This window comes from Gemmatimonadota bacterium, from assembly GCA_026387915.1.
In the GTDB taxonomy this organism is placed as follows: domain Bacteria; phylum Gemmatimonadota; class Gemmatimonadetes; order Gemmatimonadales; family Gemmatimonadaceae; genus Fen-1231.
The window spans coordinates 82,914-97,233 of the sequence record JAPLKS010000007.1 but is presented as its reverse complement, the minus strand read 5'-3'; the positions used below and the strand labels follow the sequence as shown (position 1 = coordinate 97,233).

Here is a 14,320-nt window from a genome sequence, read left to right as displayed (position 1 = left end):
CTAAGGCGCCCCCTGTCGGCGCCTGACCCCCGGAAAAGAGGATAGGGATGGGGACGTCCGCCCGCCCGGCACGAGACGAATGGCTGCTCCCGACGCTCGAGGGTCTTATGACCCCCGAGCAGTTCGTGCAGCTCAAAGCCGCGCGCGAGGAGAGCTACTGGGAAACTGCCGTCCGCCGCGGCTTCGTCTCCGACGACCAAATCCTCACCGCACTCTCGTCGCGGTTCCGGATGAAGATCGCCAACATCGCGTCTATCTCGCAGCAGGCGCGCGAACTGGTGCCGGAAACGTTGGTGCGCAAATATCGCGTGCTCCCGCTCCAGATCAGCGATTCCATTCTCGACATCGCCACTGCTGACCCGCACGATCTCGACTGCGAACGCACCCTCGCGTTCGCCCTTGGCCGCACCGTGCGTATGTCGCTGGCCTCGCCGACAAAAATTCAGGAACGCCTCGACGAAGTCTACCGCCCCGAAAACGTCATCGAGAAAATTCTCGAGAACGTCGGCATCGACTACGACATCGAAACGCTCACCGAGCAGATCGAGGATTCCGACCTCGAACTCGGTGCCAATCAGGCCACGGCGCGCCCCGTTATTCAGCTGGTGGACCGCATCGTCGCCGAAGGGATTTCGTCGCGCGCGTCGGACATCCACTTGGAGCCCGAGGAAGGCGGCGTCGCCGTTCGCTATCGTATTGACGGTGTACTCCGGCAGGTGATGGTGTTGCCCAAGGCGGCCGGCATTCCGCTCGTGTCGCGCGTGAAGATCATGGCGCAACTCGACATTGCCGACCGCCTGCGCCCGCAAGACGGTCGTGCGCGCGTGGTGGTGAGCGGCAATCGCGTGGATTTGCGTATCTCCACGCTGCCGGCGTCGCAGGGCGAAAAAGTCGTCATTCGTATTCTCGACCAGCGCTCCACCGTGCTCTCGCTCGACGGACTCGGACTCAATCCCGACGAACTCGAACGCATTCACGGCCTCTTGCAGTCGCGCGAAGGGCTGCTGCTCGTCACCGGTCCCACCGGCAGCGGCAAGACCACCACGCTGTACTCGATGCTTCGCACCGTGCAGGCGCGTGGCGTCAACATCGTCACCGTCGAAGACCCGGTCGAGTATCGCCTGCAAGGCATTGTGCAGGTGCAGGTCAACGAAAAAGCGGGGCTCACCTTTCCGGCCGCGCTGCGCTCCATTCTGCGCCAAGACCCCGACGTCATTCTCGTCGGCGAAATTCGAGACAAAGAAACGGCCATGATCGCCGTGCAGGCGTCGCTCACGGGCCACTTGGTGCTCACGACGCTGCACACCATCGACGCCGCGAGTTCGGTCACGCGTCTGCTCGACATCGGCATTGAGAGCTACAAGATTGCCGCGTCGCTCAAGGGCGTCGTCGCGCAACGACTCCTCCGCCGACTCTGCCCCCACTGCCGCGAGCTCGCGGTGGGACAGGTGCCGGATCGTCTCAAGAAGTGGTTCCCCGACGGCTCCACGCTCTACCGGCCCGTCGGCTGCTCCGAGTGCTCCAACACGGGCTATCGCGGTCGTCTCGCGATCACCGAAGTGCTCTCGACGAGCACCGAAATGGAACGCCGCATTGCCGCCAACGAACATTCCGAGCGCATCGCCGACGCGGCGCGCGAGGGGGGCATGCGCGGACTGTGGGAATCGGGCGTTCAGCACACGCGCAACGGCATCACCACCATCGAAGAACTGCTGCGCGTGCTCGAGGCTCCCGTTGAGGCGAGCGCGCAGCCGCGGCCGAGTACGTCAACGCGTGCGAGCAGCGCACAGCGCGCGGTGGACGACGACAATGGCACGCACCGTGAGCCGCCATCGGCTTCCGGCGCGACCGCCGCGCCACCGTCCATCGACGGTGGGCTGCTTCCGCCGCCCACGCGCGGTCACGTCCCCACGTTGCACCATACGCCGGCGCCGTCCTTTACCGGCGCGTCGTTCCAGCTCGTGGACGACGAGAACGTCAACGCCGCCGGCGAATCCAAAAAGGTGTTGCTGGTGGAGGACGAAGACTCCCTCCGTCGCGTGCTCAAAGATCTCCTCGAGCGCGAGGGGTTTACGGTGTTCGAGGCCGCCGACGGTGTGAAAGCCCTCGATGAAATCGACCGCGCCGCCCCCGACATCGTGGTGCTCGACTTGAACCTCCCGCGCCTCGACGGCTACGGCGTGCTCAGTCATCTGCGCGCGCGCCCCGGCACCGCGAATCTGCCGGTGATTGTCCTCACGGCCAAGGGCGACGAAGACAGTGAAGTGCGCGTCTTCGAGTACGGCGCGAGCGATTACCTCACCAAGCCGTTCCGCCCGCGCGCGCTCTCCGCGCGCCTGCACTCGCTCCTCGCCCGCGGCCACCGCGCCGTCTGAGTTCAACAATGACCAACCCGACCACCGTGCGTGTGGGCGTGGTGGATGTCTACGTCGTCCGCATCGTACGCGGACGGTGGAAGGTGCTCGTCCTGCGCCGTCAGGCCCCTGGGCGTAGCCCCGGCTCATGGGAGACCGTCCACGGGCGCGTGGAGCGCGGCGAATCGCTACCGCAGGCCGCCTGCCGCGAACTCCGCGAAGAAACCGGGCTCACCCCCGACCGCCTCTATAGCGTGACGGTGCACCCGTTCTATCTCCATCGCACCGGCGAAGTCCAACTGGCCGCCGTCTTCGCAGCCTTCGTGTCATCCGACGCCGTCACCACCGCCGACGAACACGACGCCTACGAATGGCTCACCCCCACTGCCGCCACAAAACGATTCTCGTGGCCGCGTGAAGCGGAAGCGATTGCGCACATTCGCAAGCTCTTTCCAAACGGACACGGCGGCGCGGTGGATGACGTCCTGCGCATGCCCCTCGACGAGTAGTCACGAGCGCCGGTCGCGGTAAACTCGCCTGTACCGCTCACTCCGCCCGCCGCAAGTGCCGCCGCAAGTGCCGCCGCATGCGCCGCCCGCGCTACTCTCCCTTGATCGGCACCGCCCGCTCCGCCGTCGTCGACAAACGGTCGCTCCCACCCGCCGGCGCGTTCGGCTTCACCCGCACCGACTTCGCCGGAATCCCCACGTTCACGTGGTAGGCGCGCACGTCTTTGGTGGCCACCGCATTCGCGCCCACCATCCCCTGCGTCCCCACGTGTACACCGGCCAAGACCGTGGCGTGGTACGTAATGCGCACACCGTCCTCGAGCACTGTGACGGCATTCGTGACGTCTGCTTGATCCACAATGCTATGCGTATGACTGTAAATGTTGGCGTAGTCGCTAATGCTCACGCCATTCCCCATCACAATGCCGCCGCGGTCGTCCAGCAACACGTGGCGGTGCACCACCACGTCGTCGCCACAATCGATGTTGTAGCCGAAGGTGAATTCCACATGCTGAAACGCCTTGAACCGCTCGCCGCAGCTGCGGAAAATGTACGGCGCCAGGAGCCGGCGAAAGCGCACGCCCAAGTCCACGTTCTGCCCGGCCAACGGCAATCGATCAAACGAATACCAAAGCCAGAGCAGCGGCTTCACGCGCTGAAACTGCACATCATCACACTCGGCGTAGTACTCCGGCTCGAGCGTCACGTTGCGCGGGTCGAGCGCCGACAGCGCGAGTCGTGTGCCGAGCGGCAGCTTCGTGTCGGTGACCGCGGTTTCCCAGTGCGCCGCATACGCAGGCCACGCGAGTTCGCCGAGCGTGTCGCGGCAAAAGCGCGCACGGTCGAGCGCGGGGTCCGCCAGTTGGCCGCGCAACTGCTCGAGCCACTGCTCCACGAGCGAGTTGGCTGGCGTGGGCGCCAGTAACCGGAGGGGACGAAGCACCATACCAACCGCCTCGCGATGCGCGGGTTAAGGTTTTTTCTGCGTGCCTGCTGAAGCCCGCGACCACACCGCCGAGCGTTCGGCGTCGAGTAGCGAGAGAGTCTCGGTCCAGCCCGTGCTCTGCTGACCAGCGGCCAGCACCGTCACAGGTTGCGAGAGATCAATCGAGGCATCGTACACGAAAATTGCACTCTGCTGCTGCCGCTGTGCCACGCGTCCCTCACCAAATCCTGGCGTCACGGCAATGACGTCGAGCGGACGGTAATCGCGCCCGCCACTGCGGAGCACCACATCCATCGGTTCGTACCGCGCCTCGCCCGGCTCCAGCGTGTAGTAGGTCACATACCACGCCTGAACACGCGCCACGCCCGTGCGCGCGGCAATCGCCTCGAGCTGCTTGGCGCGACTCTCGCGAATGCCGCGCAACGCACGGTGCGAGTCCGGCGCCAGTAGCCGCAAAATTGCTTCGTCGAGCGGAATCGCTTTGATGGAGAGTCCCATGTGCTGCAGCTTCACCGCAATCTCATCCTGCTTGCGCGAGCCAAAGCCTTCCGGCACCAACCCCGCGCTCGCGGAGGTTGCCGCGCCTGCCTGCGCACCCAGCGCGCCCGCAAACCCCACCAGCAGAGCAAACGCCATTCGCATACGGATCACGGTGCCCTCCACGACGGGTGGGACAACAGCTCGACGATGGCCTCCGCCAACGTATCGCGCCCCACGCCGCTCACGGCGCTGAACGCGATCATCTGATCTTCTTCGAGTTCAAGCAGCACGGCAATCGCGTGCATCCGGTCCTTCAGTTCACGCGGCTTCAACTTGTCGATCTTCGTGGCCACCACAATCGTGGGGATCCCAAGATCGGCCAGCAGGTCAAACATCGCCACATCTTCCACCGTGGGGTCGTGCCGCACGTCGAGGAGCTGCACAATGCCGCGAAGCTCCGCGCTCGTACGCAGATAGCCCTCAATCAGCGGTTTCCACTCTTCGCGCCGCCCCTTGGAAATCCGCGCGTACCCGTAGCCCGGTAAATCCACGAACGTGAACGTCTTGTTGACCGCAAAGAAATTAATTTCGCGCGTACGTCCCGGCGTGTTACTCACGCGGGCAAAGGCTTTGCGCCGCACCAGCTTGTTGAGGAGCGACGACTTGCCAACGTTCGACCGCCCCGCAAAGGCCACCTCGGGCAACCCTGGCGTGGGCCGCCACCCACCGTCCTGCGCCATCGGCCCCAAGAATTCGAGGTGCCGAATGACCATCGGATCCTTAGTCGGTAACGCCGGCGTGGCGGGTGTGTCGGGTGTGGCGGGTGTGGCGTCTTCCATACTTAAAAGATAACGGCGGAACCCCTGGTTCCGCCGCTCTTTTTCAGCCAATCGCCCGTCCGTCGCCCGTAGAGAAGCGCTTTAGGCTTCTTTCTTCACGCGCTTGGGCGCGATCTCTAGCATTGGCGGGGCGCCGTTGGTGATGCACGCCTCGGTCACGCGCACTTCCACCACATCGTCGCGCGCCGGCAGGTCGAACATCGTGTCGAGCAGAATCTCTTCGAGAATCGCCCGCAATCCGCGCGCGCCCGTGCCGCGGGCAATCGCCTTGCGGGCAATGGCCTTGAGCGCCGACTCCTCAAACGTGATCGTCACGTCCTCAAGCTCAAACAGCTTGGAGTACTGTTTGGTGAGCGCGTTCCGCGGCTCCTTGAGAATCGTCACGAGCGCGTCTTCGTCCAGCGCCTGCAACGGCACGGTCACCGGCAGACGCCCCACGAGCTCAGGAATGAGCCCGTAACGGAGCAGATCGTCCGGCTCCACGTCGCCAAAGATATGCGTCGCGGGCTTGGGGGTGCCGCTCGCCGTCTTCGCCTCGGAGTCGTTGAAGCCAATCTGACGACGGCCCAACCGCGCTTCGATAATCTTTTCCAGCCCGTCGAACGCCCCGCCGCAAATGAACAGGATGTCCTTGGTGTTGATCTGGATGTATTCCTGCTGCGGGTGCTTGCGGCCGCCCTGCGGCGGAACGCTGGCTACCGTCCCCTCGAGAATCTTGAGCAACGCCTGCTGCACGCCTTCGCCGCTGACGTCACGCGTAATGCTCGGGTTTTCGCTCTTGCGCGCAATCTTGTCGATTTCGTCGATGTAGACGATGCCGCGCTCGCACTCCGCCACATTGAAGTCGCCTGCCTGCAGCAGACGCACCAGAATGTTCTCGACGTCCTCACCCACATAGCCAGCTTCGGTGAGCGTCGTGGCATCGGCAATCGTAAACGGCACGTCGAGCATGCGCGCCAGCGTCTGCGCCAGCAGCGTCTTGCCCACGCCCGTCGGGCCGAGCAAGAGGATGTTCGACTTATCGAGCTCAACGTCGTTCTCGCGGCGCGAGGCACTGGCGTTGATGCGCTTGTAGTGGTTGTACACGGCCACGGCGAGCGCCTTCTTGGCCGCTTCCTGACCGATCACGTACTGGTCGAGTGTGTCCTTAATTTCCTGCGGCGCCGGCACCGACGTGACCGACTCCGCCACTTCGCGCTCTTCATCCTCGGCGAGAATCTCGTTGCACAGCGCGATGCACTCGTTGCAGATGTAGACCGAGGGCCCGGAGATAAACTTCCTCACCGAGTCCTTGGACTTTCCGCAGAACGAGCACCGGAGGTGCCGGTCGTGTGACATGGTTGTCATCGATCGAAAACGAGCCTCTGTGACGGTCGCTGAGGGACATTCCCATCGTGGGATGTACCGGTGCGACGCGCGACTTCCTGATGTGTAACAGTACCCCCAAAGCGGGGCAAGCTTCTAGTCCATAGTATCGGCTTTGTGAAGCAATTCACAAGCCCGGCACCCCAACCCTCAAAAACGCTGATCTTCCAACGAGTTACTTGGCGTTCTCGCTCGCCGCCAACGCGTGCGCGGCCGCCACTTCTTCACGCTGCGAAATCACCTGGTCAATCAGGCCGTATTTCTTGGCTTCTTCGGCCGACATAAAGAAATCGCGCTCCATGTCGCGCTCAATCTGCTCGAGATTCCGCCCGGTGTGCTTGGCGTACAACCCGTTCATCTGCGCGCGCAGGTACAGAATTTCCTTGGCCTGAATCTCAATGTCCGCCGCCGTACCCGAGGCACCGCCGCTCGGCTGGTGAATCATGATGCGCGAATGCGGCAGCGCCGAACGCTTGCCCGCGCGGCCAGCCGCCAGCAGGAACGACCCCATCGACGCGGCCATCCCCATGCAGATCGTGTTCACCGGCGACTTCAGGAACTGCATCGTGTCGTAAATCGCCATGCCGCTCGACACACTGCCGCCCGGCGAGTTGATGTACAGGTGAATATCTCGGCCGGGGTTGTCCGCCTCGAGAAAGAGCAACTGTGCAATGATCATGTTCGCCACGTCGTCGTTGATCGGCGTGCCGAGGAAAATGATGCGGTCCATGAGGAGCCGCGAATACACGTCGTAGCTCCGCTCACCGCGGCTCGACCGTTCAATGACATACGGGTTCGGAATGATCGCCATGTCCTCGTCCTCTTCGTCGGGTTGACGGCGGCGGTCCCACAGGGGCGGCGGCGCAATCGCGCCCGCGGTTCCCTCGTGGTTCCCCTGCCGGTGCTTCACGCCTGCGTCACGGTGTTCTGCTTCAGGAGCCACTCAAACACCCGCTCCTCAGTAATACCCCGCTCGATCTCGCGGAGCCGTCCGGCCTTCTGCAACGCCGCGTACACCTGTCCAGTATCGGCACCGCGCTTGCCAGCCATCTCTGCCACTTTTTCGTCCACATCTTTTTCGGTCGCGGCCAACTTTTCGCGCTCGGCCAGCGTCTCAATCACGAGGTCGCGGCGCACCTGCCGCTCGGCGGTCGCGCCAAACTGCCCCGAGAACTGCTCAATCTCGCTCTCTGGCACCTGATAGGCCTGTGCATAGGCCTTCACGAGCTGCTTCACCCACGACGGCGGCACGTCAAACGGATTGGCCTCGATCACCTGCTCGAGCAACGCGCCACGCACAGCCGCATCGGCCTCACGCACCGCGTTCCCCTCGAGATCCTCACGCACGGCCTTGGTGAGCGCCTCCAACGAGTCAAAATCGCCCATCTCACGCGCGAGCGCGTCATCCAGCGGCGGCATCGACTTGCGCTTCACCTCGGTGAGCTGCGCGCGCACCATCTTGGACTTGCCGGCCTGCTCCTCGTCCGGAAAATCATCCGGCCACTTCACCAACTGCTCAGCCGTCGAGCCAGGGGTGAGGCCGAGAATCACTTCCTCGATCGCCGAAATCGCCTGCCCAGCGCCGATCACGATCCGATATTCCTTCCCCTCGGGAATCGTGCCGTCTTCGCCGGCTACGGCCAGCATCACCGCGACCATGTCGCCCTCGAGCGGCTTCTCTTCCACCGGCGTCCACGTTGCCTTTTGATCGCGCATGGAGTCGATCTGCTCGGTGATCTGCGCATCAGTCACCATCGGGTTCGGTCGCGTCGCGGTGAAGCCGGTGAGGCGCTCCAGCGTCAGCTCGGGCTTCACTTCGCAGTGGAGCTCAAAGGTGAGTCCGGTGGCGTCGTCGAGCTTCACGTCGTGGGCATGCGGCTGCGTAATGGGCTGGAGCTTTTCGCTCTCAATCACGCTGTCGTACGCCTCACGCATCAGCTGGTCGATAGCCTCGGCCTCGATCTCCTGCGCGTACTTCTTACGGACCACGCCCGCCGGCGCCTTGCCGACGCGGAAGCCGGGAAGACGCACCTGCAGCGCCACCTTCTTGGCCGCGGAATCCTTGGCGCTGGCAACGCGCGTTGCCGAAATGGAGATCTGGAGACGACGCTCCACTCCTTCGGCCTGCCGGGAAAGAACCTGAATGTCCATGGGTCGCTATGGGTAAGAACCCCGCCACAGGATGGCCCGGGGCGGGGTGGGGAAGGTCGGTCTGTCTGGGGTGAAATCTATATAGATGGGGGGGCGGAACCAAGCTACGCCCCGGTAATCCGAAATCCATGCGAAAGCCGGGAGTCGAACCCGGACGGGTGTTACCCCACAGGATCCTAAGTCCTGCGCGTCTGCCAGTTCCGCCACTCTCGCGCTACACCTACCCCCGAAAGATAAAACAAAAGAGCGCCCGCAGTCGAATCGACTGCGGGCGCTCAAGCCCTTCAGCCGTGGGTCAGTTGCCGACCCGTAGGTTCACGACCCGCGTCGCCAGCTCCCCAGGGTTCCGGCTGTCGGGGAACATCACCTTGAGTCCCACAAAATCGCCGTCCTTCAAGCCACCGAGCGCCTTCATCAGGTCGGCCGCGTTGCGCACCTGGCCACGCGCCTTCTCGGGGAAGGTCACCTCGGTAATAATGTCGCTCACAAAAAGCTTCTGGAACGCGGGCGCATTGCGCTCGACTTCCTTCACGATCACGCCGGTCTGCGAGTCCTTCAGCTTGTTGGCCTTGAGCGTCGTCGCCGTCAGCGCTTCCACGCTAAAGCCGAGCTTCTTGGCGGTCGCGGTCGCGGCAGCTTCCGGGTTCTCCGTGGGACGGGCCGCCGCCACCACGGCCTTATCGTCGCTCGGCGCTTCCATGAGTTTCACCTTGAACGACTTCTTGTCGCCGTAGCGCACCCCTTCGAGTTGCACCGTCTCACCCGGCTGGTGCGAGCGAATCACGCGCTGCAACGTGCTCACCCGATCAATCGGCTTGCCGTCGGCCTTGAGCACAATGTCGCCACTCTCGAGCCCCGCCTTCTCAGCCGGACCATCGGCCGGGCTGAAGCTGCCGATCTTCACGCCAGAAATGCTCGGCAGTTTATTGACCGCGGCATCTTCCGCACTCACTTCGCCGATCGTCGCGCCCATAATGGCGCGGCGCACGCGGCCGTGCGTGATGATGTCATCCATCACCGTCTTGGCGAGCGTAATCGGAATCGCAAAGCCGTAGCCGGCGTATGTGCCCGTCGGGCTCGCAATGGCGCTATTGATGCCAATCACTTCGCCGCGAATGTTCACGAGCGGCCCGCCCGAGTTGCCGGGGTTGATCGCCGCGTCCGTCTGAATGAAATCCTGAATGGCGTACAGATTCTGATTGAGCTGCGCGAGTTCATACGAACGCCCCTTCGCGCTGATGATGCCCGCCGTCACCGTAAAGTCGAGCCCGAGCGGATTGCCCACGGCCACGGCCCATTCGCCGACGCGTACTTTGGCGTCGTCGCCGAGCGAGATCGTCGGGAGATCCTTGCCTTCGATTTTGAGCACGGCCACATCCGTCTGCGGATCGCGGCCAATGATCTTGGCCGTGAACGTGCGGCGGTCGGAGAGCGCCACCTTCACGCGATCGGCGCCTTCCACCACGTGGTTGTTGGTGAGGATGTAGCCCTCGCCGGTCACAATGAAACCTGTGCCCGACGATTCCTGCGGGCCCTGTTGGCGCGGGTCCTGGAACAGTTCTTCAAAGCCCTGCATCCCAGGCGGCACCTGCCGCTGACGGCGCGCGTCGGCCGGGCGCGGATCGCGCTGCGCGGTAATCGACACCACCGCCGGCGTCACATGCTCGGCGATCGCTACGAATGCGTTCCCCTGATCGGCCAGCGTCTGCACGGCGGCGGACAGCGGCTTCGACCCGTTCGATTTGCTCTGGGCCGAAAGGATTTTCGTCCAATCCATGGACGACGCAAAGGCGACGCCGGAGATGAAGGCGATCGCCGCAATGGCGGCAAATTTTGGCTTGGTCATTTTGAGGCTCATGCGGTTGAATCCGGTTCTGCGGTGTGAATGCTGCTTCCTGTACGGCTTAGTCACGCCTGCTGAAAAAACGGTTGCCAGTTCGCACGCGGCCGCCGACAGTCAAATCTACTGTCGGCGGCCGAGAGGTGCGGACGGGGCTACTTCTTGGGTTCGTCCACGATCTCGTAGTCGGCTTCGACCACTTCTTCCTTCTTCGCGTCGGCGGCACCTGCCGCTCCCGCCTCCGTGCCGGCTTCAGCCGACGGCTGCGCGGCCTGCGCCGCATACACCGCCGTCCCAGCAGCCTGGAAGGACGCGTTCAGTTCTTCGAGCGCGCCCTTGATCTCGTTCATGTCGTCGCCCTTGTGGGCGCGTCGCGCACGTTCCACCGCAGCGTCGAGACGGGTCTTGAGTTCGGCCGGCACCTTGTCGGCCCATTCCTTCGACTCCTTCTCCACTTGATACGCCAGAGTGTCGAGGCGGTTCCGCGTGTCAATCTCCTCGCGCTTCCGCTTGTCCTCGGAGGCGTTCACTTCGGCGTCCTTCACCATCTTGTCAATTTCGGCGTCGCTCAAGCCGCTCGACGCTTCGATCTTGATTTTCTGTTCCTTGTTCGTGGCCTTGTCCTTGGCCGTCACGTGCAGAATGCCGTTGGCGTCAATGTCAAACGTGACCTCAACCTGCGGCAAACCGCGCGGAGCCGGCGGAATCCCCGTCAGCTGAAATTTACCAATCGTCTTGTTATACACGGCCAGTTCGCGTTCGCCCTGCAGCACGTGAATTACCACCGTCGTCTGGTTGTCGTCGGCGGTGCTGAACGTCTCCGACTTCTTGGTGGGGATCGTCGTGTTGCGCGGAATGAGCACGGTGGTCACGCCGCCGAGCGTCTCAATGCCGAGCGAGAGCGGGCTCACGTCGAGAAGCAGCACGTCCTTCTGCTCGCCCGTGAGAACCGCGCCCTGAATGGCCGCGCCCACGGCTACGACTTCATCCGGGTTCACGCCCTTGTTCGGCTCCTTGCCGAAGAACGCCTTCACCACTTCCTGCACCTTCGGAATACGCGTCGAGCCACCCACGAGGAGCACTTCGTCCACTTCTGACGGCTGCATGCCGGCGTCGGCGAGCGCCTTCTTCATGGGCTCGAGCGTACGCTGTACGAGGTCGTCCACGAGCTGTTCGAACTTGGCGCGTGTGAGCTGGTAGTTGAGGTGCTTCGGGCCCGACTGATCGGCCGTGATGAACGGAAGATTGATATCCGTGCTCATCGTGCCCGACAGTTCGATCTTCGCCTTTTCCGCGGCTTCCTTGAGGCGCTGGAGCGCCATCGGGTCCTTGGAGAGGTCAATCGCCTGATCCTTGCGGAACTCGGCCACGAGCCAGTCAATCACCTTCTGGTCAAAGTCGTCGCCGCCGAGGTGCGTGTCGCCGTTGGTGGACTTCACCTCGAACTGCTTGGTGCCGTCCACTTCGTAGAAATCGAGCACGGAGATGTCGTACGTGCCGCCGCCGAGATCGAACACGGCAACTTTCTCGTCCTTCTTCCCTTGCTTGTCGAGGCCGTACGCGAGTGCGGCGGCCGTCGGTTCGTTGACAATGCGCAGCACTTCGAGGCCCGCGATCTTGCCCGCGTCCTTGGTGGCCTGGCGCTGCGAGTCGTTGAAGTAGGCCGGCACCGTCACGACCGCCTTGGTCACCGGGTGGCCGAGGTAGTCTTCGGCGGTCTGCTTCATTTTTTGGAGAATCATCGCCGAGATTTCGGGCGGCGTGTAACGCTTGCCCTGCACCTCGACGGAGGCGACGTCGTTGGTGCCGCTCTTTACGGCGTACGGGACGCGCTTCAGTTCTTCCGTGATCTCCGGCATCTTGCGCCCCATGAAGCGCTTGATGGAGAAGACGGTGTTCTGCGGATTAGTGACCGCCTGACGCTTAGCGATCTGCCCCACGAGGCGCTCGCCGTCCTTGCTGAATCCCACCACCGACGGCGTGGTCCGTCCGCCTTCCGCGTTCGGAATGACGACCGGGTCGCCTCCTTCCATGACGGCGACCACCGAGTTGGTGGTGCCCAAGTCAATGCCGATAACTTTGTCTGCCATGAGATCCTCGGGAGTAACTTTTTGAGAGTTTCTGGGTCGCGGAGCCCAGTGCGGTTCTGCGACGGACGGCGCCGGACCGAAGACCGGGCCGCCGCTTGCCAGTTGAAAGAGCAAGGACAAGGCCAGTAAATTCAGCCAAGATGACGCAAACTCCTTGATTTTGAAGCAGTTGCGGTGCGCCAAAACGACAGTTCACCCCCGCCGAGCCGCGCGTGATCCCGCTCTCCGACGATAATCCAACGCTTCGCACACCGTGGATGACCATTTTCATCCTCGCGGGGATGTTTGCGGTCTGGGTGTTTGTGCAGGGCGCGGGCTTTGACGACCGCGCGCTGGTGACGAGCGTCTGTAACCTCGGGATGGTGCCTGGGGAGCTCTCGGGGCAGGCCGCGCTCGGCCTAGCGGTGCCGATGGGGAATGACCTCGTGTGCGTTGTGGACCACGACCGGATCAACTGGCTGACGCCGGTGATCTCCCTCTTTCTGCATGGGAGTTGGGGGCACATCCTCGGCAACGCGCTCTTTTTCTGGGTGTTTGGCAACAACATTGAGGATGTGATGGGGCGCGGACGGTTTCTGCTGTTCTACCTCGTGTGCGGGCTTGCTGCGGCCGCTGCGCACGTGCTGGTGGGGCCTGCCTCTCCGGTGCCGACGGTGGGAGCGAGCGGCGCGATCTCCGGCGTGATGGGGGCATACCTCATGCTCTTTCCGCGTGTGCGCGTGCGGATGCTGTTCATTTTCATCATTTTCTGGAAAGTGATTCCGCTACCGGCGTGGGCGGTGCTGCTCTGGTGGTTTGGGATGCAGGTAGTAACCGGCTTGCCGGAAGTGCTGCGTGCCAATCCCGAAGTGGCCGGCGGGGTGGCTGTCTGGGCGCACGTTGGCGGGTTTGTTGCTGGGGTGGTCCTCGTGAAGCTGTTCGAGGATCCGGTACTGATGGGCCGGAGGCGCGCGCTCGATGCTTTGCGATTCGGGCCGGCGGGCTCGGGAGATCTAAGGCACCCAGGCGCTGTGTAACGGTCTCGTTACATACCCAAGAAAGGCAGAGTTCTGTTTGCGTCCAATTGTAACGGCGCGGTAGCTTTCCCTCTCACGGTTGTAACGGCTGGCGCTTTCTCCGGAGACTGGACCCCGTGCGTCTCATTCCGAAAGACGAAGGCTTTTTTGAAATGTTCGACGGCTTAGCGGTGCTGATGACCCGCTCGGCTGCCCTGCTCAATGCGCTCTTCACGGAGCCCACGCGCCTCGATCACTATGCGGCGCAAATCAAAGAGCTCGAACACCAAGCGGACGAAATCACGCACGAGATTATGAACCGCATCGACCGGAGCTTCGTGACGCCGCTCGATCGCGAGGACATCCATCTCCTGGCGTCGCGCCTCGACAACGTGGTGGATCTCATGGACGGCACGGCACGTCGCGCGCAGATGTTCCACCTCGCCGACCGCAAGGAACCGGCGAAGGAACTCACCCGCGTTTTGCTGCAGGCCACCGAGGCCATCGCTCAGGCGGTGACATCAGTTCGAGATTCGCACAAGGTCGCGCTCATTGGGCGCGACGTGAAAAAGCTTGAGGAAGAAGCGGATGCCATCTACTCGGCAGCGGTCGGCGCGCTGTTTGAGGGCAAGCCGGACGCGCTTGAGGTGATCAAGTGGAAGGAACTGTACGACAATATTGAGCACGCGATTGACGAAGCGGACGACGTGTTGAACGTGCTCGAGAGCATTGCCCTCAAGAACAGCTGAGC

At 63.1% G+C, this 14,320-nt stretch carries 12 protein-coding genes and 1 tRNA gene; 4 read left to right on the top strand and 9 right to left on the bottom strand.

The genetic code is table 11. From position 1 onward, the window contains the following. Window positions 1–107 precede the first annotated feature (107 nt). A complete protein-coding gene (locus NTZ43_02870) occupies window positions 108–2,375 on the top strand; it encodes a type II/IV secretion system protein (protein ID MCX5766154.1) in 2,268 nt (755 codons plus the stop codon). An 8-nt stretch (window positions 2,376–2,383) separates the two neighbouring features. Next, entirely contained in the window at window positions 2,384–2,863 is a 480-nt protein-coding gene (locus tag NTZ43_02865) for an NUDIX domain-containing protein (protein MCX5766153.1), read from the top strand. A gap of 91 nt (window positions 2,864–2,954) precedes the next feature. Here the strand turns inward: NTZ43_02865 and NTZ43_02860 are convergent, their stop codons facing one another. The 9 genes from NTZ43_02860 to dnaK all read right to left on the bottom strand — a co-directional run bounded on the left by NTZ43_02860 (window position 2,955) and on the right by dnaK (window position 12,574). Then, a complete protein-coding gene (locus tag NTZ43_02860) occupies window positions 2,955–3,809 on the bottom strand; it encodes an acyltransferase (protein MCX5766152.1) in 855 nt (284 codons plus the stop codon). 24 nt (window positions 3,810–3,833) lie between these two features. Then, window positions 3,834–4,460 carry a hypothetical protein gene (locus tag NTZ43_02855; GenBank protein ID MCX5766151.1) on the bottom strand — a complete coding sequence of 209 codons (627 nt, stop codon included), beginning with the start codon at window positions 4,458–4,460 and terminating at the stop codon, window positions 3,834–3,836. Further along, window positions 4,457–5,128 carry a ribosome biogenesis GTP-binding protein YihA/YsxC gene (gene yihA / locus NTZ43_02850; GenBank protein MCX5766150.1) on the bottom strand — a complete coding sequence of 224 codons (672 nt, stop codon included), beginning with the start codon at window positions 5,126–5,128 and terminating at the stop codon, window positions 4,457–4,459. Before yihA ends, NTZ43_02855 begins: the two co-directional genes overlap by 4 nt. A gap of 81 nt (window positions 5,129–5,209) precedes the next feature. After that, the gene (clpX, locus tag NTZ43_02845) at window positions 5,210–6,475 is read right to left on the bottom strand and encodes an ATP-dependent Clp protease ATP-binding subunit ClpX (GenBank protein MCX5766149.1); all 1,266 of its coding nucleotides are present in this window, start codon (window positions 6,473–6,475) and stop codon (window positions 5,210–5,212) included. A gap of 193 nt (window positions 6,476–6,668) precedes the next feature. Next, window positions 6,669–7,304, bottom strand: coding sequence for an ATP-dependent Clp endopeptidase proteolytic subunit ClpP (gene clpP / locus NTZ43_02840; GenBank protein MCX5766148.1), 636 nt, complete (start codon window positions 7,302–7,304; stop codon window positions 6,669–6,671). Between the two features lie 95 nt (window positions 7,305–7,399). Further along, the gene (tig, locus tag NTZ43_02835) at window positions 7,400–8,644 is read right to left on the bottom strand and encodes a trigger factor (GenBank protein ID MCX5766147.1); all 1,245 of its coding nucleotides are present in this window, start codon (window positions 8,642–8,644) and stop codon (window positions 7,400–7,402) included. 129 nt (window positions 8,645–8,773) lie between these two features. Next, window positions 8,774–8,857, bottom strand: a tRNA-Leu gene (locus NTZ43_02830). 82 nt (window positions 8,858–8,939) lie between these two features. After that, window positions 8,940–10,502, bottom strand: a complete 1,563-nt coding sequence (locus NTZ43_02825) for a trypsin-like peptidase domain-containing protein (GenBank protein MCX5766146.1) — start codon at window positions 10,500–10,502, stop codon at window positions 8,940–8,942. A gap of 137 nt (window positions 10,503–10,639) precedes the next feature. Beyond that, window positions 10,640–12,574: a molecular chaperone DnaK gene (gene dnaK, locus NTZ43_02820; GenBank protein MCX5766145.1), complete on the bottom strand. Its 1,935-nt coding sequence runs from the start codon at window positions 12,572–12,574 to the stop codon at window positions 10,640–10,642. A gap of 212 nt (window positions 12,575–12,786) precedes the next feature. Here dnaK and NTZ43_02815 point away from each other — a divergent pair, with 212 nt between their 5' ends. Then, complete coding sequence (locus NTZ43_02815) at window positions 12,787–13,590, top strand: rhomboid family intramembrane serine protease (protein ID MCX5766144.1); 804 nt, start codon at window positions 12,787–12,789, stop codon at window positions 13,588–13,590. Window positions 13,591–13,706: 116 nt separating this feature from the next. Next, the gene (locus NTZ43_02810; GenBank protein MCX5766143.1) at window positions 13,707–14,318 is read left to right on the top strand and encodes a DUF47 family protein; all 612 of its coding nucleotides are present in this window, start codon (window positions 13,707–13,709) and stop codon (window positions 14,316–14,318) included. Window positions 14,319–14,320 lie beyond the last annotated feature (2 nt).